The sequence below is a fragment of the Flavobacterium sp. genome, from assembly GCF_040402955.1.
Classification (GTDB): domain Bacteria; phylum Bacteroidota; class Bacteroidia; order Flavobacteriales; family Flavobacteriaceae; genus Flavobacterium.
On record NZ_JBBALQ010000006.1, the window covers coordinates 78,172 to 98,318 of the forward strand.

Annotated in this window: 21 protein-coding genes; 18 read left to right on the plus strand and 3 right to left on the minus strand. The window is 30.7% G+C overall.

Annotation, left to right across the window (positions count from 1 at the left end):
- Positions 1–1,149: sigma-54-dependent transcriptional regulator (locus ABWP78_RS04855; RefSeq protein ID WP_353169657.1), on the plus strand; the 1,149-nt coding region annotated here is incomplete at its 5' end.
- Positions 1,150–1,192: 43 nt separating this feature from the next.
- Positions 1,193–1,801, plus strand: coding sequence for a DEAD/DEAH box helicase (locus ABWP78_RS04860; protein ID WP_353169658.1), 609 nt, complete (start codon positions 1,193–1,195; stop codon positions 1,799–1,801).
- Between the two features lie 41 nt (positions 1,802–1,842).
- Here ABWP78_RS04860 and ABWP78_RS04865 read toward each other — a convergent pair whose 3' ends face one another.
- Positions 1,843–2,901, minus strand: a complete 1,059-nt coding sequence (locus ABWP78_RS04865; RefSeq protein ID WP_353169659.1) for a nucleoid-associated protein — start codon at positions 2,899–2,901, stop codon at positions 1,843–1,845.
- Between the two features lie 110 nt (positions 2,902–3,011).
- Positions 3,012–3,563 carry an IS1096 element passenger TnpR family protein gene (locus ABWP78_RS04870; protein ID WP_353169660.1) on the minus strand — a complete coding sequence of 184 codons (552 nt, stop codon included), beginning with the start codon at positions 3,561–3,563 and terminating at the stop codon, positions 3,012–3,014.
- Positions 3,564–3,715: 152 nt separating this feature from the next.
- On the opposite strand from ABWP78_RS04870, the gene trxB reads away from it, so the two are divergent.
- The 9 genes from trxB (at position 3,716) to priA (ending at position 13,802) form a co-directional block, all read left to right on the plus strand.
- Entirely contained in the window at positions 3,716–4,663 is a 948-nt protein-coding gene (trxB, locus tag ABWP78_RS04875) for a thioredoxin-disulfide reductase (protein ID WP_353169661.1), read from the plus strand.
- 142 nt (positions 4,664–4,805) lie between these two features.
- A complete protein-coding gene (locus ABWP78_RS04880; RefSeq protein ID WP_353169662.1) occupies positions 4,806–5,162 on the plus strand; it encodes an arsenate reductase family protein in 357 nt (118 codons plus the stop codon).
- Positions 5,155–6,051 (plus strand): DMT family transporter, encoded by an 897-nt coding sequence (locus ABWP78_RS04885; protein WP_353169663.1) that lies wholly within the window; start codon positions 5,155–5,157, stop codon positions 6,049–6,051. Before ABWP78_RS04880 ends, ABWP78_RS04885 begins: the two co-directional genes overlap by 8 nt.
- Before the next feature lie 64 nt (positions 6,052–6,115).
- Positions 6,116–6,976, plus strand: coding sequence for a YicC/YloC family endoribonuclease (locus tag ABWP78_RS04890; RefSeq protein ID WP_353169664.1), 861 nt, complete (start codon positions 6,116–6,118; stop codon positions 6,974–6,976).
- A gap of 90 nt (positions 6,977–7,066) precedes the next feature.
- Complete coding sequence (gene gmk, locus ABWP78_RS04895) at positions 7,067–7,639, plus strand: guanylate kinase (protein WP_353169665.1); 573 nt, start codon at positions 7,067–7,069, stop codon at positions 7,637–7,639.
- A gap of 102 nt (positions 7,640–7,741) precedes the next feature.
- Complete coding sequence (gene nadD, locus ABWP78_RS04900) at positions 7,742–8,323, plus strand: nicotinate (nicotinamide) nucleotide adenylyltransferase (protein WP_353169666.1); 582 nt, start codon at positions 7,742–7,744, stop codon at positions 8,321–8,323.
- A 390-nt stretch (positions 8,324–8,713) separates the two neighbouring features.
- On the plus strand, positions 8,714–9,880 hold the full coding sequence (locus tag ABWP78_RS04905) for an iron-containing alcohol dehydrogenase (RefSeq protein ID WP_353169667.1): 1,167 nt from the start codon (positions 8,714–8,716) through the stop codon (positions 9,878–9,880).
- Positions 9,881–10,288: 408 nt separating this feature from the next.
- On the plus strand, positions 10,289–11,284 hold the full coding sequence (locus tag ABWP78_RS04910; RefSeq protein ID WP_353169668.1) for an NAD(P)H-dependent glycerol-3-phosphate dehydrogenase: 996 nt from the start codon (positions 10,289–10,291) through the stop codon (positions 11,282–11,284).
- Positions 11,285–11,360: 76 nt separating this feature from the next.
- Positions 11,361–13,802, plus strand: coding sequence for a replication restart helicase PriA (gene priA / locus ABWP78_RS04915; RefSeq protein ID WP_353169669.1), 2,442 nt, complete (start codon positions 11,361–11,363; stop codon positions 13,800–13,802).
- Positions 13,803–13,878: 76 nt separating this feature from the next.
- Here the strand turns inward: priA and ABWP78_RS04920 are convergent, their stop codons facing one another.
- Positions 13,879–14,577, minus strand: a complete 699-nt coding sequence (locus ABWP78_RS04920) for a LytR/AlgR family response regulator transcription factor (protein ID WP_353169670.1) — start codon at positions 14,575–14,577, stop codon at positions 13,879–13,881.
- Positions 14,578–14,780: 203 nt separating this feature from the next.
- Between ABWP78_RS04920 and rpsF the strand changes: the two genes are divergently transcribed.
- The 7 genes from rpsF (at position 14,781) to dapA (ending at position 20,065) form a co-directional block, all read left to right on the plus strand.
- Positions 14,781–15,122: a 30S ribosomal protein S6 gene (gene rpsF, locus ABWP78_RS04925; protein WP_353078732.1), complete on the plus strand. Its 342-nt coding sequence runs from the start codon at positions 14,781–14,783 to the stop codon at positions 15,120–15,122.
- Between the two features lie 2 nt (positions 15,123–15,124).
- A complete protein-coding gene (rpsR, locus tag ABWP78_RS04930; RefSeq protein ID WP_091312528.1) occupies positions 15,125–15,412 on the plus strand; it encodes a 30S ribosomal protein S18 in 288 nt (95 codons plus the stop codon).
- 61 nt (positions 15,413–15,473) lie between these two features.
- Positions 15,474–15,917, plus strand: coding sequence for a 50S ribosomal protein L9 (gene rplI / locus ABWP78_RS04935; protein ID WP_353169671.1), 444 nt, complete (start codon positions 15,474–15,476; stop codon positions 15,915–15,917).
- A 94-nt stretch (positions 15,918–16,011) separates the two neighbouring features.
- Positions 16,012–16,488: a DUF6495 family protein gene (locus ABWP78_RS04940; protein WP_353169672.1), complete on the plus strand. Its 477-nt coding sequence runs from the start codon at positions 16,012–16,014 to the stop codon at positions 16,486–16,488.
- A gap of 1 nt (position 16,489) precedes the next feature.
- On the plus strand, positions 16,490–18,481 hold the full coding sequence (ligA, locus tag ABWP78_RS04945) for an NAD-dependent DNA ligase LigA (RefSeq protein ID WP_353169673.1): 1,992 nt from the start codon (positions 16,490–16,492) through the stop codon (positions 18,479–18,481).
- A 185-nt stretch (positions 18,482–18,666) separates the two neighbouring features.
- Positions 18,667–19,185 (plus strand): DUF6913 domain-containing protein, encoded by a 519-nt coding sequence (locus ABWP78_RS04950; protein WP_353169674.1) that lies wholly within the window; start codon positions 18,667–18,669, stop codon positions 19,183–19,185.
- A 1-nt stretch (position 19,186) separates the two neighbouring features.
- A complete protein-coding gene (dapA, locus tag ABWP78_RS04955; protein ID WP_353169675.1) occupies positions 19,187–20,065 on the plus strand; it encodes a 4-hydroxy-tetrahydrodipicolinate synthase in 879 nt (292 codons plus the stop codon).
- The last annotated feature ends 82 nt before the right edge of the window (positions 20,066–20,147 follow it).

Genomic DNA, 20,147 nt, shown 5'->3' on the forward strand with positions numbered 1-20,147 from the left:
ATCATAGAAGACGAAGCGCCAATTAGACGCGTTTTAAATAAAATTTTATCGGAAGAAAATGATACGTATTTGGTGCAAGAAGCTGAAGACGGTTTACAAGGAATTGAATTGGTAAAAAACGAAGATTTCGATTTGATTTTGTGCGATATTAAAATGCCAAAAATGGATGGGGTTGAGGTGCTTGAAGCAGTTAAAAAAATGAAACCTGAAATTCCAATGGTGATGATTTCAGGTCACGGCGATTTAGAAACTGCCATTCAAACGATGCGTTTAGGTGCGTTTGATTATATTTCGAAACCACCAGATTTAAACCGATTGTTAAATACTGTTAGAAATGCTTTAGATAAAAAGCAATTGGTTGTAGAAAATAAAATTCTTAAGAAAAAAGTATCTAAAAACTACGAAATGATAGGTGAAAGTGAAGCCATTTCACGTATTAAAACTATGATTGATAAAGTAGCACAAACGGATGCTAGAGTTTTAATTACAGGTCCAAACGGAACAGGTAAAGAGTTAGTTGCGCATCAATTACACGAAAAAAGTAATCGTGCTCAACAAGCCATTATTGAAGTAAATTGTGCTGCTATACCTTCAGAATTAATTGAAAGCGAATTATTTGGACACGTAAAAGGTGCTTTTACATCTGCTGTAAAAGATAGAGCTGGGAAATTTGAAGCAGCAAACGGCGGCACTATTTTTTTAGATGAAATTGGCGACATGAGTTTGTCGGCACAAGCTAAGGTTTTACGTGCTTTGCAAGAAAATTTGATTCAAAGAGTTGGCGCGGATAAAGATATAAAAGTTGATGTTCGTGTGATTGCCGCAACTAATAAAGATTTGAAAACAGAAATAGCTGAAGGTCGTTTTAGAGAAGATTTGTACCATAGATTAGCTGTAATTTTAATAAAAGTTCCAGTATTAAATGATAGACGTGAGGATATTCCTATGTTGATTGCCCATTTCGCTTTGAAAATTTCTGAAGAACAAGGTAGTTCGGTAAAAATATTTTCTAAACAAGCAGTGAAGTTATTACAAGAATACGATTGGACGGGAAATATTCGTGAACTAAGAAATGTAGTAGAGCGTTTAATTATCTTAGGAGGAAGTGAAATCTCTGAAAATGATGTAACTTTGTTCGCTTCTAAATAAAATCAGCCAATAGCTTAAAGTTTACGGCAAAACGCTAAATAAAATGCAATTAAAAAAAATAAACCCACTTTTACAGGAAGCATTAATCGAAAACGGCTTAACCGAAGCGAATGAAATGCAACAAGAAACGTTTTCAACTATAAAAAGTGGTGCGGATGCTGTAATTCAATCCGATAAAAAATCTGGAAAATCAACAACAATTGTATTAAATGTGATTCAACGATTGGAAAAACCAATAATGGAATCGCCAAGAGCTTTAATTGTGGTTGAAACAAAAGAGAAAGTTTTGGAAATGGTTGACATGTTTAAAAAATACAATCGATACACACAATTACGAGTTTATGGCGCACACGATAAAGGCGATATGGATTGGGATAAAAATCAAATTTCTTTAGGGATAGATGTTTTAATTGGAACGCCTAATCGCTTAGATTTAATGTTTGCTACTGCAGGTTTTGATGTAAATAGATTGCTTATGTTTGTCGTTGATGATTCTGATATTTTGTTTAAACTTCGATTAGATGCCAAAACAAATCGAATGTCAGAAAGTATTTCTAAATCGCAACGTTTGATTTTTTGTAATAAAATTTCAGATCGAGTAGAAGCGGTTGCCGATAGAACTATGATAGAACCCTTATTTTTTGAAATGTAAAAAAAATCCTCAATTATAAGTAATTGAGGATTTTTTTATAATTATGATTTACTTTCTTTGTTAAAATAAACCAAGTAATAATACATTTGTTTTTCTTCATCCCACCCTTTTTCTACAAATTTTTCTGCACTTTCTGGGTTTATGAAGTCTAACTTTATTTGTATATGAGTATCTAATTCAATTACATTTTTAAGTTTTCTACGAATATCTGTTACAGCAGCATTGGCTATTGGAAAATTAGAAACATCTTCAATGCTATATTTTGCTCCTTTGTCTACTTTATAATTTCTGAATTCTGGAATTAAATCGGGGTTGTTAATTACATCATTTAAGAATGCCGTTTCTTCAAATTCGTCGTTTTTCGCAAAATGATTTACCGCGCGATTCATAAATAATACTTCTTCCTTTTTATCTTCTGCAGGTAAAACAACTTCTTTTGCAAAATCTTTGCAAAACTGTAAGTATTTCTTAGTCATAAATGTTTCATCTTGAAAAACATCGACACTTAAAAAATGCTCTAACCAGTAACGCGCATCATATCTATTGCTATCAACGGTTAATATTTTGTAACCTTCCTCTTTTTTGTAATTGAAAATCAAACAACCTTTATCTAACTTGTTTAAGTTGATTCCGTCTTGTAAAATCATTTCTAGGTTACTTCCGTTTTCTTGAAATTGTAAGAAGTCGGTTTTAATTTCACTTTTAAAAACACCAATCGCATCTACTACATTATTATCAATAGAAACATTAGTTAAATAAGCAATATATACTTCACCACTTTTAATGTGTGGATGGTTGGATTGTTCAAATAAATGTTGTGTAATTTTTTTTGAAACGTTATGAATTTCACTTGGTTTATTAAATACTTCGGTAGCTAAATTGAACATTTCATTGTATTCTAAATCTACCTCATGTGCAAATTGATAGTAATTTTCTTCTTTTTCGCGAAAAGCTTTAAAAAAATACTCTTTCAAAATTGGCATAATTTCGTCATTCAACGTGTACGGATTTTCGGAAAGAAAAATTTGTTCTTCTTTGTGTTTATTACCAACTCGGTGTATAGAAAGGTTTTCTAAGTGTGTATTAAATAAGTTTATCATTTTAATGTGTCAATAAGTCAATTTGACAATGCGTCAATTAACTGTAATTATTAATTTTTATTTAGTTTTTTAATTGGCACATCGCCGCATTAGCACATTGGCTAAATAAACTAATTCCAATTTTCTTCAAAGCCTTGATCTTCGTATGATTCAGAATCACCATAGGCATCCAAATCATCTTCGTCTAAATCATCTTCAAACTCATTAAACAAATCTTCGTTTTCTAAATCGCCGCCTCTAAAACCACTTGTTGTAGCTTCGTCGGGTAAAATTCCGTGAGAAAACAATAATGCAGGATAATTTACATCTTCTTTATTTGTTTCAATAGCAGCTAATTCTACGAAAAAGGTCCACATAGAGAATAAATCGTAAACATATACTAATTTAGTATTTTGTTCGTGCACTAAATCGTCTAATTTATATTCTGCCATTGTTTTTATTTCACCTGGAATATCACCTGTGTCAAACATAGGAATGCCATCCTCTTCGTGCCATGCCCAATCGTCACCACAAGTATAAAAAGCACCTACTTCGGATCCATCAAAACCAAAAGCATTTACTAAAGCATTGTGAAAATCTTCTAAGCTGTCTTTTGAATCAATAGCAATATCTCTAAAGATATCTTCTTCATTGTCTAAAATGGCTCTAAACTTATAAATCATAATGTGAGTTTTTAAAAAACAAAAGTAATCAATATTTAAAACTTTTATTATTGAAAATTACGATTGTTGATAAATAGTTTATCGAATTAAATGATAAAGGAAAAAATGTTTTTTGAATTTACTATTTTTGCTTAGAATTAAAATTAATCATAATGTCAAACGAAATAGAAAAAGTAAAATGCCTAATAATAGGTTCTGGTCCAGCAGGATATACTGCAGCAATATATGCAGCTAGAGCAAATATGAATCCTGTTTTATACCAAGGAACACAACCAGGAGGCCAATTAACAACCACGAATGAAGTAGAAAACTGGCCAGGAAATCCTGAAGGAATTACTGGTCCTGAAATGATGATTGGTTTACAAAAGCAGGCACAACGTTTTGGAACTGATGTTCGTGACGGTTGGGCAACAAAAGTAGATTTTAGTGCTGAACCACATAAAATTTGGATCAATGATACAAAAGAAATTCATGCTAATACGGTTATTATTTCAACTGGTGCCACAGCAAAATATTTAGGTTTACCTTCAGAACAACATTATCTTCAAACGGGTGGTGGTGTTTCCGCTTGCGCGATATGTGATGGATTTTTCTATAGAAACCAAGAAGTAGTTATTGTTGGAGCTGGAGATAGTGCTTGTGAAGAAGCACATTATTTATCTAAATTATGTAAAAAAGTTACCATGCTGGTTAGAAGTGAAAAATTTAGAGCTTCAAAAATTATGGAACAACGTGTAAAAAATACCGAAAATATTACTATTTTAATGAATCATGATACGGTAGAAGTATTAGGCGATGGACAAGTGGTTACAGGCGTTAAAGCTAAAAACAAAACTACAAATGAAGATTTTGAGATTTCAGCAACTGGATTTTTCGTAGCGATTGGTCATAAACCAAATACAGATATTTTTGCAGATTATATAACATTAGACGAAACAGGTTATATTATTAATGTACCAGGCACTTCCAAAACAAATGTACCAGGTGTTTTTGTAGGTGGCGATGCTGCAGATCATGTGTACAGACAAGCTATAACGGCTGCAGGAACAGGTTGTATGGCAGCCTTAGATGCGGAAAGATATTTAGCTAGGAAACACTAACTTTTTGGTACATATTTATACAAAAATCGGATTTTTATATCCGATTTTTGTGTTTTAAAATAAAACGCAAAACATTGCAACAAAAATAACTTTCTTACCTTTGTGTTTTAAATTTATTTTTTTTAAGACCAATTCAACACATATGCGAAAAATATATTACCTCGCTTCTTGCGATACTTGCAGAAAAATAATTAAGTCATTGCCTTCAAATTCAAATTTAGAGTTTCACGATATTCGTCAAAATCCTATCACCGTAGCAGAATTAGAATTTATGCACCAGCTTTCTGGTAGTTACGAAGCTCTTTTTAGTAAAAAAGCGCAATTATATAAAGAAAAAGGATTAAAAAATTTATCTCTAACAGAAGCCGATTATAAAAATTATATTCTGGAACATTATACCTTTTTGAGTCGCCCAGTTGTGGTGTTAGAAAATGAAATTTTCATAGGAAATAGTCAGCCAAATATATTAAAATTGCAAAAGGCTTTAAATAATGAATAGTAGGTCTTGGGCTTTAGTTTGTGCTTGGATTGTAGCAATTATTTATGGAGTAACTTTTACCGTAGCTAAAGATGTAATGCCAAAGTATGTTGATGCTTATGGATTTATTGTAATGCGAGTTGCCGGTGCTACCATATTATTTTGGTTGGTTTCTTTTCTCGGACCTAAAGAAAAAATAGCAAAAAACGATTTTTTTCGCATTGCCGCTTGTGCTTTTTTTGGTGTTGCTTTCAATATGCTAACTTTTTTTAAAGGATTAAGTTATACCTCACCAATTATGGGGGCCGTTTTAATGGTAACTACTCCTATGATTGTTTTAGTGCTTTCTGCTATACTTATGAAAGAAAGCATGCAATCGAAAAAAGTTATTGGTATACTTTTAGGATTAGCAGGCACAATAACCTTAATTTTATATGGTAAAGATTTAAATAATGCACCAAATGCCACTTTAGGAAATGTATTAGTATTTGTAAATGCGGTTTCATATGCCTTTTACCTAATTTTTGTAAAGAAGTTAATGGATAAATACAACGCATTTACGTTTGTAAAATACATTTATTTGTTTGGTTTTTTTATGGTATTACCTTTTGGATATAATGAGTTACAAGTGGTAAACTGGAACGAAATCCCTTTAGATGTTAGTTTGAAAATTGGTTTTGTAGTTGTTTTTTCTACCTTTTTAACGTATTTGCTAAACTTAATTTCGATGCGAAATTTAAAACCAACAACAGTCGCTGTTTTTATTTATTTGCAACCTTTTTTTGCTACAATTTTTGCTATTGGTTTAGGAAAAGACAATTTGAATGTAGTAAAAATAGTTTCTGCAATATTAATTTTTGTTGGGGTTTATTTGGTGATTCATAAAAAGAAAGGGACTCGAAACGACTAATCACTATTCACTTTTTACTAATCACTAAAAAAACTTATCTTTACACTTTATTAGAAAAAAATATATGATATTATCAATGACCGGTTTTGGTAAAGCAAGTTTGCAAGTATCAACCAAAAAAATTACAGTAGAAGTTAAATCTTTAAATAGTAAAGGACTCGATTTAAATACGCGTATGCCTTCTGTTTATAGAGAAAACGAATTGGCTTTAAGAAATCTTTTAGCGCTTAAACTGGAAAGAGGAAAAGTCGATTTTTCATTATATGTTGAGGTAACTGGAGAAGATACTTCATCTAAGATAAATGCGCCAATTGTAATAGCATATATGGCTCAGTTAAAAGCTATTTTACCAAACGCTGACGATACAGAATTGATGAAATTGGCAATTCGTATGCCGGATACGATGAAAACGGAACGTGAAGAAATAGACGAAAATGAATGGAAACAAATTCAAACCGTAATTGATGAAGCGATTGAAAATATGTTGTCTTTTAGAAAATTGGAAGGCGCTTCTTTAGAAAAAGAATTTACGTTACGTATTGAAAATATTAGAAATTATATGAATCAGGCATTAATTTTAGATCCTGAAAGAGTAAATAACATTAAAGAACGTTTACAAACGGCTATTGACGAGTTAAAAGTAAATGTTGATACGAATCGTTTTGAGCAAGAACTAATTTATTATTTAGAAAAATTAGATATTACTGAAGAAAAAGTTCGTTTAACCAATCATTTAGATTATTTCTTGCAAACGTTAAACGGAAGTGAAGCCAATGGAAGAAAATTAGGTTTTATCACTCAAGAAATGGGTAGAGAAATCAACACAATGGGGTCCAAATCAAACCACGCAGAAATGCAAAAATTGGTTGTAATGATGAAAGATGAGTTAGAAAAAATTAAAGAGCAAGTATTGAATGTTCTTTAAAATTATATGCCATAAGCATTAGGCTTTAGGCAATTTAAAAACTATATTACAAGCTTATAGCATATTGCTTAAAGCCAAAAGCTTAAAAAAATGAATCAAGGAAAATTATTAGTTTTCTCAGCTCCGTCAGGGTCAGGAAAAACAACTATAGTAAGACATTTATTAGAACAGGAAGATTTAAATTTAGAATTTTCTATTTCTTGCACCACACGTGAACCAAGAGGCGAAGAAGTGCACGGCAAAGATTATTATTTTATTTCTTTAGAAGAATTTAAAAAACACATTAAAGCGGAAGATTTCGTGGAATGGGAAGAGGTTTATAGAGATAATTTCTATGGTACATTAAAAAGCGAAGTCGAACGTATTTGGGCAAAAGGTAAAAACGTAATTTTTGATATTGATGTAGCAGGTGGATTGCGAATAAAATCGAAATTCAAGCAAAAAACATTGGCAGTTTTTGTGAAACCACCAAGTATTGACGAGTTAAAAATTAGATTAAAAAAGCGTTCTACAGAAAGCGACGATAAAATAAATATGCGAATTGCAAAAGCATCGGTAGAATTAGCCACAGCGCCACAATTTGATACAATAATCAAAAATTACGATTTAGATGTTGCCAAAGTTGATGCGTATAATTTAGTTAAGGAATTTGTGAATAAATAGATATTACACAGAGTTACGCAAAGATTCAAAGAGTAACACAAAATTTATTTTTTGCGAAACTTTTCGAATAAACTTTGTGTATCTCTGCGAAACAACAAAAAAATGAAAATAGGTTTATATTTCGGAACGTTTAATCCCATACATATTGGGCATTTAATTATTGCCAATCACATGGCGGAGCATTCGGATTTAGATCAAATTTGGCTGGTAGTAACACCACACAATCCACACAAACAAAAAAACACTATGTTAGACGATTACCATCGTTTACACCTGGTGCATTTGGCAACTGAAGATTTCCCTAAAATTAAACCATCTAATATTGAGTTTAAATTACCACAACCAAATTATACAATTAACACCTTGGTGCATTTGCAAGAGAAACATCCTAATTACGAATTTTCTTTAATAATGGGTGAAGACAATTTAAATTCACTTCATAAATGGAAAAACTACGAAGCTATCTTACAACATCATCACATTTATGTATATCCACGATTAAATTCTGGTGAAATAGACAAACAATTTGTCAATCATACAAAAATTCACCGAGTTGGAGCGCCAGTTATCGAATTATCATCAACATTTATTCGTGAAAATATTAAAAACAATAAAAATGTAATTCCTATGCTACCTCATAAAGTTTGGGAATATGTTGAACATAATTTGTTTTATAAGAAGTAGGATTATATGAAAAAAGCTTTTTTTCAATTGCAAAGAACAAAGAAAAATACATTAATTATTTACATATTGTGTATTATTTCAATATTTGTAAGAATACTGTCTGAACATTTTAGAGGCACTTGGATTTATCTTTATTTGAGTTTGTTTTTTCTTATAGTTTTCTATGGTAGTATTTTTTGGTCTATTTTCAATGGAATTATTATGTATAAGAGAATTAAGTCAAAAACTAAGTTTGATTTTTTATGGATTTTTATTAATTATATTCCTTTTATTATCTTGTTTATAAGATTTGCATCTATTTGGTAAAATATAAATTTAATTCATCTTAACATTCCTTTACCATTTGTGCTGTGCTTTAAGTAGTATCTTTGTTAACTAAATAAATATATCATGTTAAACTTCGAGTTATACAATCCTACCAATTATATTTTTGGTAAAAATCAAATAGAAAAATTAGCTTCATTACTTCCAGCCAATGCAAAAGTTCTTTTAGCGTATGGTGGTGGAAGTATTTTTAAAAATAGCATTCATGAGCAAGTTACGGAACACTTAAAAGATTTTGAAGTTATTGAATTTGGTGGTATAGAACCCAATCCGCGTTTTGAAACCTTAATGAAAGCCGTAGAAATTATTCGTACCGAAAAAATCACTTTTATTTTAGCTGTTGGCGGTGGAAGTGTTATAGATGGTGTAAAATTTATTTCTGGAGCTGTTAATTATGAAGGAAATGCAGTTGATATTTTAAAAAACAGAATTTTATTTAAAGATATTTCAAAAGTAATTCCATTCGGAACAATCTTAACATTACCCGCTACAGGTTCAGAAATGAATTCGGGAGCTGTTATTACCATTAATGCCACACAAGAAAAACTAACCTTAGGAGGAAGTGCTCTGTTTCCTAAATTTTCAATTTGTGATCCAACAGTAATTCAATCGTTACCTAAATGGCAACTTCAAAACGGAGTGGTAGATGCCTTCACACATGTTTTAGAGCAATATTTAACGTATCCGCAAGAGGCAATGTTACAAGACCGGATTTCAGAAGGTATATTACAAACATTAGTTGAAATAGGTCCAAAAGTAGTTGAAAATCCTACCGATTATAAATTAGCATCAAACTTTATGTGGTGTGCTACAATGGCTTTAAATGGTTTAATACAAAAAGGAGTTGCGTCAGATTGGGCGACACACATGATTGGTCATGAATTAACTGCTTTGTACGGAATTGACCATGCAAGAACATTAGCGATTATAGGTCCTAATTTATATCGAGTGATGTTTGATTCTAAAAAAGAAAAATTGGTGCAATTTGGCGAAAGAGTGTTTAATATAAAAGGAAATTCAACGGAAGAAATTGCTGAAAAAGCTATAGTGAAATTGGTTTCATTCTTACAAGAAATGGGAATGGAAACGAAACTTTCTGAAGCAACTACAAATTATTCCGACACCGCCAATTTCATTGTAAATCGCTTTGAAGAAAGAGGTTGGAAAGCTTTAGGGGAAAAACAAAATATTACTTTAGAAAAAGTAAGAGAAATTGTTGAAATGAGTTATTAAAGGAAGTAAAAAGTAACATAGTAACAAAGTAGCAAAGTAATAAAGTTAAAAGTTAGAGAATCTATGTTTTCTATGTATTGCAAAGCTACTCAAATTATCATAACACTTTCTATGTACCTATGTGTTTAATTTTGGTGAAAAGTAAAAAAAAGCGTCCAAGAATTTCTCCTTGAGACGCTTTTTGCAAAAAAAACTACTAACTAAACTACTTTTATTATTTTTTAATCGATATAAGATTATTTTCAATAGTCGTGCCAGAAAATACATCTTCACAAATAATTAACAGTTTTTTCGATTTTATTTTAAATATTTTCAAAATTATTTTTTTTTAGGAATTTATTGCTAATGATTTTTACTATTGCATATTGCCATCCAAAAGTGTATTTTTGAACTTCATAATTTTAGAAGATGGAAAGCAATAAAAAATTTGCAGTTATAGGAGGTGGAAGTTGGGCAACAGCACTAGCCAAAATGTTATGTGAAAATCAAGAAAAAATAGCTTGGTACATGCGTAGTACTTATGCTTTGGAGTATTTGAAGCAGCAAAAACATAATCCAAATTATTTAAGTTCTGTGGCATTTGATACTAATAAATTACAACTAACAAACGATATTAATGAAGCAATTAAATTTGCAGACATTATCATTTTTGCTATTCCATCTGCTTTTTTAAGTGCGGAATTAGAAAAAATGACTGCATCTTTAGAAGGAAAAATAATTTTTTCTGCTATAAAAGGAATTGTACCAGAAACTAGTTTAATTGTAGGCGAACATTTTCATGAAACATTTTCTATTCCATACGATAATATTGGAGTAATCACCGGACCATGTCATGCAGAAGAAGTAGCATTAGAGCGATTATCGTATTTAACTATTGCTTGTTCTGATGAAAAAAAGGCAAAATATGTAGCTAAAAATTTGGCATCGTATTATATAAAAACCAAAACGTCTGATGATATTGTTGGAACCGAATATGCAGCGGTTTTAAAGAATATTTATTCTATTGCGGCTGGTATTGCTCACGGTTTAGGTTATGGAGATAACTTTCAAGCCGTTTTAATGAGTAACGCCATTCGTGAAATGAAAAAATTCATTCGAAAAGTGCACAAAATGAAACGTAATATTAACGACTCGGCATATTTGGGCGATTTGTTAGTAACGGGATATTCCGTTTTTTCAAGAAACCGAATGTTTGGAAATATGATAGGGAAGGGCTACACTGTAAAATCAGCTCAAATGGAAATGAGTATGGTAGCTGAAGGGTATTACGCTGTAAAAAGTGCTTACAATCTAAACTTAGAATATAAAGCCAAAACACCTATTATTGATGCGGTATATCAAATTTTATACGAAGGTAAAGATGCAAAATCAGTATTTAGTAAATTAACCGAGAAGTTGGATTAGTTAAAGTAAAAAGGTTAAAGTAAAAGATTTATTTATTTTTAACCCCAACACCCAATACCCTATACCTTTAAAAAAAATGTACTTCATCAACGTCATTCTTCCTTTAAATCTTGATAAAACGTTTACGTATTCCGTAAATGTGGAAGAATATAAGTTTTTGCAACCAGGAATGCGTGTTACAGTACCTTTTGGGAAAACAAAAGTGTATACGGCTTTAGTTGTAGAAAAGCATACCAATCCTCCTGTTTTGTACGAAGCTAAAGAAATCAGCCAAATTATTGATGAGGTTCCTATTGTAAATGAAATTCAACTAAAACATTGGCATTGGATTGCCTCGTATTATATGTGTTCGATTGGAGAAGTTTTTAAATCGGCTTTACCTTCCGGATTGATTTTAGAAAGCGAAACGATGATTTCTGCTTCGCATACAGAATCGGACAAAACATTGGCTACGGATGAAGAATTTTTAGTTTTAGAAGCTTTAGAAAATAAATCATCCATTACGATTTCAGAAATTTCTCAGATTTTAAATAAGAAAAATGTAATTCCAATTGTTCAAAGCTTGTTAGCTAAAGGATTATTGTCAATACAAGATGAAGTTCAAGACAATTACAAACCCAAATTAGTAAAATATATAAAACTTCAAGAAGAATTTCTGCAACCAGAAAAATTGCAAGAATTACTTGAAATATTAGGTAAAGCAAAAAAGCAAAAAGAAATTGTTTTGTCGTATTTTCAATTGCAAGCGACTGAGAAAAAGCCAATTCCTGCAAAATTATTAATCGAAACTTCCGGAGTAAGTGCAGCAGTAATTAAATCTTTAGTTGACAAAAATATTTTCGAAGAATATTATATCAATACCGACCGAGTTACATTTGAAAAAGAAGCCGATTATGAAATCAAATTAAGCGAATCTCAAGCTCTAGTTTTAGAAACTATTAAAGATAAATTCACGCAATTTGAAGTTAATTTATTATACGGCGTTACCGCTTCTGGTAAAACGGAAGTTTATATAAAACTAATTGAAGAATTTTTGCAACAAGACAAACAAGTAATGTTTTTATTACCAGAAATTGCCTTGACTACACAATTAGTACAACGATTATCTGCTTATTTTGGAAACCAGATTGCGGTTTTTCATTCGAAATATAATTCAAATGAACGTGTGGAAGTTTACAATCATGTGTTGCAAAATTCTGAAAAAGCAAAAGTCGTTTTAGGTGTGCGAAGTGCCTTGTTTTTACCGTTTTCTAACTTAGGTTTAATTGTGGTTGATGAAGAACACGAAGCTACGTATAAACAACAAGATCCAGCACCACGTTATCACGCCCGAGATGCGGCTATTGTTTTGGCAAAGTTTCATAATGCAAAAGTTTTATTAGGAAGTGCAACGCCAAGTTTAGAATCGTATCATAATGCCAAAACCAATAAATATGGTTTAATTGAAATGTTTACCCGATTTAATAATGTGGTTTTGCCTGAAATTCATTTAATCGACTTAAAAGATAAATATTTCCGCAAACGAATGGATGGTCATTTTTCCGATGAATTATTAGAAAGAATGCACAAAACATCAGCAAATAAGGAACAAATAATGCTATTTCAAAATCGCAGAGGATATTCGCCATATATTGAATGTACTACTTGCGGACACGTGCCTCAATGTCCAAGTTGCGATGTGAGTTTAACATATTACAAATTTAAAAATCACTTAAAATGCCATTATTGCGGACACAGTATGGCAAAACCAACACATTGTCACGCTTGTAATTCGTTAGATATTTCTGCGAAAGGTTTTGGTACGGAGCAAGTAGAATTAGAATTGATAAAGCTATTTCCTGAGAAACGAATTGCGCGAATGGATCAAGATACCACTCGTGGAAAATTTGCTTTTGAAAAAATGATTGACGCCTTTAAAAATCAGGAAATTGATATTTTAGTTGGCACACAAATGTTAGCCAAAGGTTTAGATTTTGAAAACGTGACTTTAGTTGGGATTTTAAATGCAGATAATTTATTAAATCAGCCCTATTATCGCGCTTATGAACGAGCGTATCAAATGATGGTTCAAGTAGCTGGGCGTTCTGGTAGAAAAGCAAAAAAAGGGAGCGTTGTGATTCAAACCTATAATCCAATGCATAATACGATTCAGCAAGTGGTGAATAATAATTATACAGCGATGTTTAATGAGCAATTATACGAAAGACGTAATTTTCAATATCCGCCATACTTTCGTTTGTTACAAATAAAATTGAAACATCGTGATTACGAAAAACTTCGTGAAGGAGCTACTTGGTTATATAATGTGTTAAAACAAAATATTGCAGTACCTGTTTTAGGACCAGAAGAACCAGCTATTAACAGAATTAGAAATGAATATATCAGAACAATTCTAATTAAAATTCCAAATAATACAAATCTTATTGGAACTAAAAAAATAATTAAAAAAGCATTAGTAAGTTTTGAAGCTACTTCACAATATCGAGCAATAAAAACAACTATTAATGTGGATTATTAGTAATTTTCTAAAAATTAATGTCAATTTGAACTTGTTTCAGATTTTTAAATAAATTCAGATAGATAAAAATAGTTGTTTAATATTTTTCCAAAAAAGCAATAATTTCTTCTTTTTTATTTCTACTTAACGGAATTTTTTCTCCGTTTATTTCCACTTGTTTGCTATTAAAACGATCTACTTTATCTAAATTAATAATGTACGATTTATGAATTCTAAGAAAATTATCTTTCGGAAGTTCTATTTCAAATGATTTCATAGTAGATAATACTAGGTAAGTGTCTTCGTAAGTAACTACTTTTATGTAGTCACCAAAAGCTTCTATCCATTTTATATGTGAAGTGTAAACTTTTATTTTTTTAAGATTACTTTTAATAATTAAATGTGCCCCGTTTTCGTCATGCGTTTGATCATGTTTTAAATGGTGCATTTCCATTGCTTTTTTTGCAGCAACCAAAAAACGAGTTTTTTTGATGGGTTTTTGTAAAAAATCTAACGCAGAATAATCAAACGCTTTTACTGCATAATCCGCTTTTGAAGTAATAAATACAATTAATGGCTTAATTTTTAAACCATCAATTAAATCAAAACCTGTAATGTGGGGCATTTCTATATCTAAGAAAATTAAATCAACAGCATTATTTGTAATATAATTCTTAGCTTCTAATGCGTTTGAAAAATCGCCACCTAATTTTAAGTTAGGATGTTCGGAGATTAATTTAGCAATAGTAATACGTTGAATAGAGCTGTCATCAACAACAATTGTGTTTAATTTCATACGTTGGTATTTATTACATTTAAAATGATGTAATGATTTAAAACTAATTTTTGTAAAACTAAAAATTTATTTAATTAATACTATAAAAATATACAAAAAAACAACAGAAAACTAATATTGTAATAAAAATAAATACTTTTTAACGAATTTGTAAATTAAATATAATTGTATATCTTTGCACCCAATTTAAAAAATACGTACAAATGAAAAATTACGAAACTGTTTTCATTTTGAATCCCGTTTTATCTGATGTTCAGGTAAAGGAAACAGTAAGCAAATTTGAAGATTTTCTTACTTCTAAGGGTGCCAAAATGGTATCAAAAGAGGATTGGGGCTTAAAGAAATTAGCCTATGAAATCCAACACAAAAAAAGTGGTTTTTACCATTTATTTGAGTACCAAGCTCCAGCTGAATTAATCATTTCTTTGGAAACTGAATTAAGAAGAGATGAGAGAATCATGAGATTCTTAACTGTTTCTTTAGATAAACATGCTATTTCTTGGGCAGAAAGAAGAAGAGAAAAATTAAAAACTAAAGCAAACTAATCATGTCAATAGCTAACAACGGTAAAAAAGAGGGAGATATCAGATATCTTACTCCTTTAAATATTGATACTAACAAGCAAAAAAAATATTGTCGTTTTAAAAAATCAGGTATCAAGTATATCGATTATAAAGATGGCGACTTTTTATTAAAGTTTGTAAATGAGCAAGGTAAAATTTTACCAAGACGTTTAACAGGTACTTCTTTAAAATTTCAAAGAAAAGTTTCTGTGGCTGTTAAAAGAGCGCGTCATTTAGCTTTAATGCCTTACGTGGCGGATTTATTAAAATAATACTAATCATTTGTTGCTCCAATTAAACTGGAGCTAACTTATAAAAATAAAGGACAACAAAATGGAACTAATTTTAAAACAAGACGTTCAAAATTTAGGTTTTAAAGATGATGTGGTAACTGTAAAAAATGGTTACGGTCGTAATTTCTTAATTCCTCAAGGAGCAGCTATTTTAGCAACTTCTTCTGCTAAAAAAGTTTTAGCTGAAAATTTAAAACAAAAAGCTCACAAAGAAGCGAAAGTTGTAGCAGACGCTAAAGCAACTGCAGAAGCAATCAAAGCTTTAGAGATAAAAATTACTGCAAAAGCAGGTGGTGAAAAATTATTCGGATCGATTACTAATGCAGATATAGCTCATGCTTTAGAAGCAAACGGACAGTCAATTGACAGAAAATTTATTACTTCTGGTATCATTAAAAGAACAGGTAAATACAATGCTACTATCCGTTTACACAGAGAAGTTATCATTGATTTAGCTTATGAAATTGTTGCTGAAAAAGCATAATTTTATTTAAAATATTTCTTAAAAAAAAGCGTTGCAATTGCAACGCTTTTTTTATTTTTACGGAACTTTAAGTTTTGATACTAAATATTCGTAAATGAAATATACCCGATTAACAAAAGAACAATTAGAAGAACTTCATCCTGAGTTTATCACTTTTTTAGCTACACAAACTATTGATAAAAAAGAATGGGATGAACTTAAAGATAATTCTCCAGAAATTGCTTTGCAAGAAATTGATGTATTTTCTGATTTAATTTGGGATAAAGCCATCACAAATGTTCGTTTTGTAGATCATTTTTCAAAAAATCACATATTTCTTTTTAAATGTCACGATACCTTTTTAGAATCAATAATAGTTAATACTTCAGAAGATTCTGTTGATTTTTTTACTACAGAAGGGTTAGAATGGTTAGGAAATAATCTTTTTTCAGATGTAGTTACTATTCAAACAGGAAACAAAGAAGTTGCCGAAAATCGTAATGAAGAAGTTTTTAAAATAATTGAAAACGGAGGTATTATTAGCAAAGGCGATTTATATATAAAATTAACTGCATTAATTAAGGTATCGTAATATGAGTGTTTTAGAAACTATTCAGTCTTTAAGAGCAGAATTAAATTTGCATAATTACAATTATTATGTGTTGGACAATCCTACGATTTCTGATTTTGATTTTGATGTAAAATTAAAACAATTACAAGATTTAGAATTGGCCAACCCTTCTTTTTTCGATGAAAATTCACCAACGCAACGTGTCGGTGGATCTGTTACGAAGAATTTTAATACAGTTGAACACGAATATAGAATGTATTCTTTAGACAATTCCTATTCTAAAGAGGATTTGTTAGATTGGCAAACAAGATGTCAGAAAATTTTAGGTGATGTTGATTTAGAATTTACTTGCGAATTAAAATATGATGGTGCTTCGATAAGTATCTCTTATGAAAACGGAAAATTAGTTCGTGCAGTAACACGTGGTGATGGTTTTAAAGGCGATGATGTAACTCAAAATATTAAAACAATAAAATCTGTTCCGTTAGAATTAAACGCAGGCTTTCCTGAGAAATTTGATATTCGTGGGGAAATCATTTTGCCTTTCGCAGGTTTTGAGAAAATGAATCAAGACTTAATTGAAATTGGTGAAACACCTTATTCAAATCCAAGAAATACAGCTTCAGGAAGTTTAAAATTACAAGATAGTGCCGAAGTGGCAAAACGTCCATTGGAATGTTTGTTATACGGAATGATTGGTAATAATTTAGCAATTAAAACCCAATATGAAAGTTTAGAATTGTCGAGAAAATTAGGTTTTAAAGTACCAAATCAAAGTAAATTAGCTAATAATATCGACGAAGTTTTTGAGTTCATTGAATTTTGGGATAAAAACAGACACAATTTACCCTACGAAACCGACGGAGTAGTTGTGAAAATAAACAACATTCATTTTCAAGAAGAATTAGGTTATACTGCAAAATCACCTCGTTGGGCTATGGCATATAAATTTAAAGCTGAACAAGTAAGTACAGTTTTGCAATCTATATCTTACCAAGTTGGTCGAACGGGAGCAATAACCCCAGTGGCAAATTTAGAACCTGTTCAATTAGCTGGAACTATCGTAAAACGAGCATCTTTGCATAATGCAGATCAAATTTCTAAGTTAGATATTCGTGTAAACGATGAGGTTTTTGTTGAAAAAGGAGGCGAAATTATTCCAAAAATAATTGGTGTGTCTAAAAGAGGAAATCAAGAAAATCCTACCATTTATATTTCAAATTGTCCAGAATGTGATACGAAATTGACAAGAAGTGAAGGAGAAGCAAATCATTATTGTCCAAATTTTTATGGATGTCCTCCTCAAATTATTGGAAGAATTCAGCATTTTATTACCAGAAAAGCAATGGATATAGATGGTTTAGGTGGTGAAACTGTCGCTTTATTATATAATGCCGGTCTGGTAAAAAATTATGCCGATTTATATGATTTGAAAAAAGAACAAATTGTGGTTTTGGAGAGAATGGCGGATAAATCTGCCGATAATCTAATTTCAGGAATTCAAAATTCAAAAGCAATTACATTCGATCGAGTTTTGTATGCATTAGGTATACGTTATGTGGGTGAAACAGTGGCTAAAAAATTAGCTAAACATTATAAAAATATAGACGCATTAGCTGAAGCGAATTTATTAGATTTAGTTACAGTTGATGAAATAGGAGAACGAATTGCACAAAGTGTTATGGATTTCTTCCAGAATTCAGATAACAAAGCTATAATAAATAAATTAAAAGCAGTAGGTATTCAGTTTGAATTAAATGAGATTTCAACAGCTGTTTCCAATATTTTAGAAGGAAAAATATTTGTTGTTTCTGGTGTTTTTGAAGTTTTCTCTCGAGACGATTTGAAAAAAGCCATCGAAGATTATGGCGGAAAAGTAGGAAGTTCTATTTCTGCGAAAACCAATTATGTTATTGCCGGAGCCAATATGGGACCTGCTAAATTAGAAAAAGCCAACCAATTAAAAATTGAAATTATTGACGAATACCAATTTCAAAAAATGATAAATAGCTAAGAATTAAACCACTACATTTTTTTTCATCAGTTAAATAATTATGAGATTTTTTCTTTTTACAAAATACAATAGTAAATAATGTTAAAGTTGTAACAAAAATTATGTAAAGAAGTTTCGTATTTTTACTTTTGGCTGTGATATATTCAATTAGATTGCTTTAATTTTGTCAAAGATGTAAAGTTGCAATGATTTATAAAATAGTAAAGGATTTTTTTCTTAAAAGAAAGGTAAATAGTAAATTAAAAAACTATCAACTTCAGTTGTCTTCAAATAAGATAGTTAAAGTTGGTGTTTTGATTGATGCCAATTATTTTACAAATCAAGAAGAGTTGATTGAGGAAATTGTGAAACACGGAATTTTAAGAGAAAACATTGAAATTTTGTCGTTTGTAAATAAAAACAGAAAAACAATTCTTGAAAAATTTGATTATTTTTTCAGAAAGGATATATCGTTTGGAGGTTTGTTTAAGAGCGAAAGGGTTACTGATTTTACCGAACAATCTTTTGATATGTTAATCAGTTATTACGACATTCAAAAACCAACTTTGCTTTTGGTTACAAGAAGTTCAAGAGCAAAATTTAAAGTAGGTTTTCAAACCATCGACAAGCGAGTTAATCATTTAGTAATCAATACTTTTGCTGAAAATTATTCGGAATTTATCTCTGAATTATTTAAATATTTAAAAATACTTAAAAAAATATAATATGCAATCATTAATAGGAACTGGTGTAGCTTTGGTAACGCCTTTTAAGAAAGATTTTTCTGTTGATACAGATGCGTTAACAAGAATTACAAACTTTGTAATTGAAGGAGGCGTAGAATATTTAGTGATACTAGGAACTACTGCAGAAAGCGCTACGTTAAATGCAGAAGAAAAAGAAGTAGTTATAAAAACAATTGTTGTAGCAAATAATGGCAGAGTACCAATGGTTTTGGGAGTAGGAGGCAACAATACGGCAAAAGTAGTTGAAGAATTAAAGTCAAGAGATTTGTCAAATTTTGCTGCTGTTTTGTCGGTTTCACCATATTATAACAAACCTACACAAGAAGGAATTTACCAGCATTTTAAAGCTGTTTCCGAAGCATCGCCAATACCAATTATTGTTTATAACGTACCAGGAAGAACAGCTAGTAACATGTTGCCTGCTACTGTGATACGATTAGCTAACGATTTTAAAAATATCATTGGAATTAAAGAAGCTGCTGGCGATATTGTGCAAGCAATGAAGTTAATTCAAACCAAACCAGAAGGGTTTTTAGTGATTTCTGGTGACGATATGATTACGTTACCTATGGTTTTAGCTGGAGGATCGGGTGTAATTTCTGTAATTGGAGAAGGTTTTCCAAGAGAATTCTCGGAAATGGTTCGATTAGGGTTAAACAAAAAAGTAGATGAAGCCTATAATTTACATTATAAATTAGCCGATTCTATTGATATGATTTTCGAACAAGGAAATCCTGCAGGTGTTAAAGAAGTCTTTAAATACTTAGGTTTATCTGAAAACACCGTACGTTTGCCATTGGTAAATGTAGACGAAAATTTGTCTGGAAGACTGTCTAATTTCATTAAAAATTTAGAATAAAAATCTTTTTTGTAAAACGTAAAAATATAGCTACATTTGCAGTTCCTTTTTCAAGCTGCAAAAAGGCATAATGAAACATCAA

Bases quoted from the DNA above. Each gene is read 5' to 3' on its own strand.
- ABWP78_RS04920 (WP_353169670.1), bottom strand. From the start codon at position 14,577: ATGAAATTAAACACAATTGTTGTTGATGACAGCTCTATTCAACGTATT.
- rpsR (WP_091312528.1), top strand. From the start codon at position 15,125: ATGTCAATAGCTAACAACGGTAAAAAAGAGGGAGATATCAGATATCTT.
- nadD (WP_353169666.1), top strand. From the start codon at position 7,742: ATGAAAATAGGTTTATATTTCGGAACGTTTAATCCCATACATATTGGG.
- gmk (WP_353169665.1), top strand. From the start codon at position 7,067: ATGAATCAAGGAAAATTATTAGTTTTCTCAGCTCCGTCAGGGTCAGGA.
- ABWP78_RS04880 (WP_353169662.1), top strand. From the start codon at position 4,806: ATGCGAAAAATATATTACCTCGCTTCTTGCGATACTTGCAGAAAAATA.
- trxB (WP_353169661.1), top strand. From the start codon at position 3,716: ATGTCAAACGAAATAGAAAAAGTAAAATGCCTAATAATAGGTTCTGGT.
- ABWP78_RS04950 (WP_353169674.1), top strand. From the start codon at position 18,667: ATGATTTATAAAATAGTAAAGGATTTTTTTCTTAAAAGAAAGGTAAAT.
- priA (WP_353169669.1), top strand. From the start codon at position 11,361: ATGTACTTCATCAACGTCATTCTTCCTTTAAATCTTGATAAAACGTTT.
- dapA (WP_353169675.1), top strand. From the start codon at position 19,187: ATGCAATCATTAATAGGAACTGGTGTAGCTTTGGTAACGCCTTTTAAG.
- ABWP78_RS04910 (WP_353169668.1), top strand. From the start codon at position 10,289: ATGGAAAGCAATAAAAAATTTGCAGTTATAGGAGGTGGAAGTTGGGCA.
- ABWP78_RS04870 (WP_353169660.1), bottom strand. From the start codon at position 3,563: ATGATTTATAAGTTTAGAGCCATTTTAGACAATGAAGAAGATATCTTT.
- rpsF (WP_353078732.1), top strand. From the start codon at position 14,781: ATGAAAAATTACGAAACTGTTTTCATTTTGAATCCCGTTTTATCTGAT.
- ABWP78_RS04885 (WP_353169663.1), top strand. From the start codon at position 5,155: ATGAATAGTAGGTCTTGGGCTTTAGTTTGTGCTTGGATTGTAGCAATT.
- ABWP78_RS04860 (WP_353169658.1), top strand. From the start codon at position 1,193: ATGCAATTAAAAAAAATAAACCCACTTTTACAGGAAGCATTAATCGAA.
- ABWP78_RS04940 (WP_353169672.1), top strand. From the start codon at position 16,012: ATGAAATATACCCGATTAACAAAAGAACAATTAGAAGAACTTCATCCT.
- rplI (WP_353169671.1), top strand. From the start codon at position 15,474: ATGGAACTAATTTTAAAACAAGACGTTCAAAATTTAGGTTTTAAAGAT.
- ligA (WP_353169673.1), top strand. From the start codon at position 16,490: ATGAGTGTTTTAGAAACTATTCAGTCTTTAAGAGCAGAATTAAATTTG.
- ABWP78_RS04905 (WP_353169667.1), top strand. From the start codon at position 8,714: ATGTTAAACTTCGAGTTATACAATCCTACCAATTATATTTTTGGTAAA.
- ABWP78_RS04890 (WP_353169664.1), top strand. From the start codon at position 6,116: ATGATATTATCAATGACCGGTTTTGGTAAAGCAAGTTTGCAAGTATCA.
- ABWP78_RS04865 (WP_353169659.1), bottom strand. From the start codon at position 2,901: ATGATAAACTTATTTAATACACACTTAGAAAACCTTTCTATACACCGA.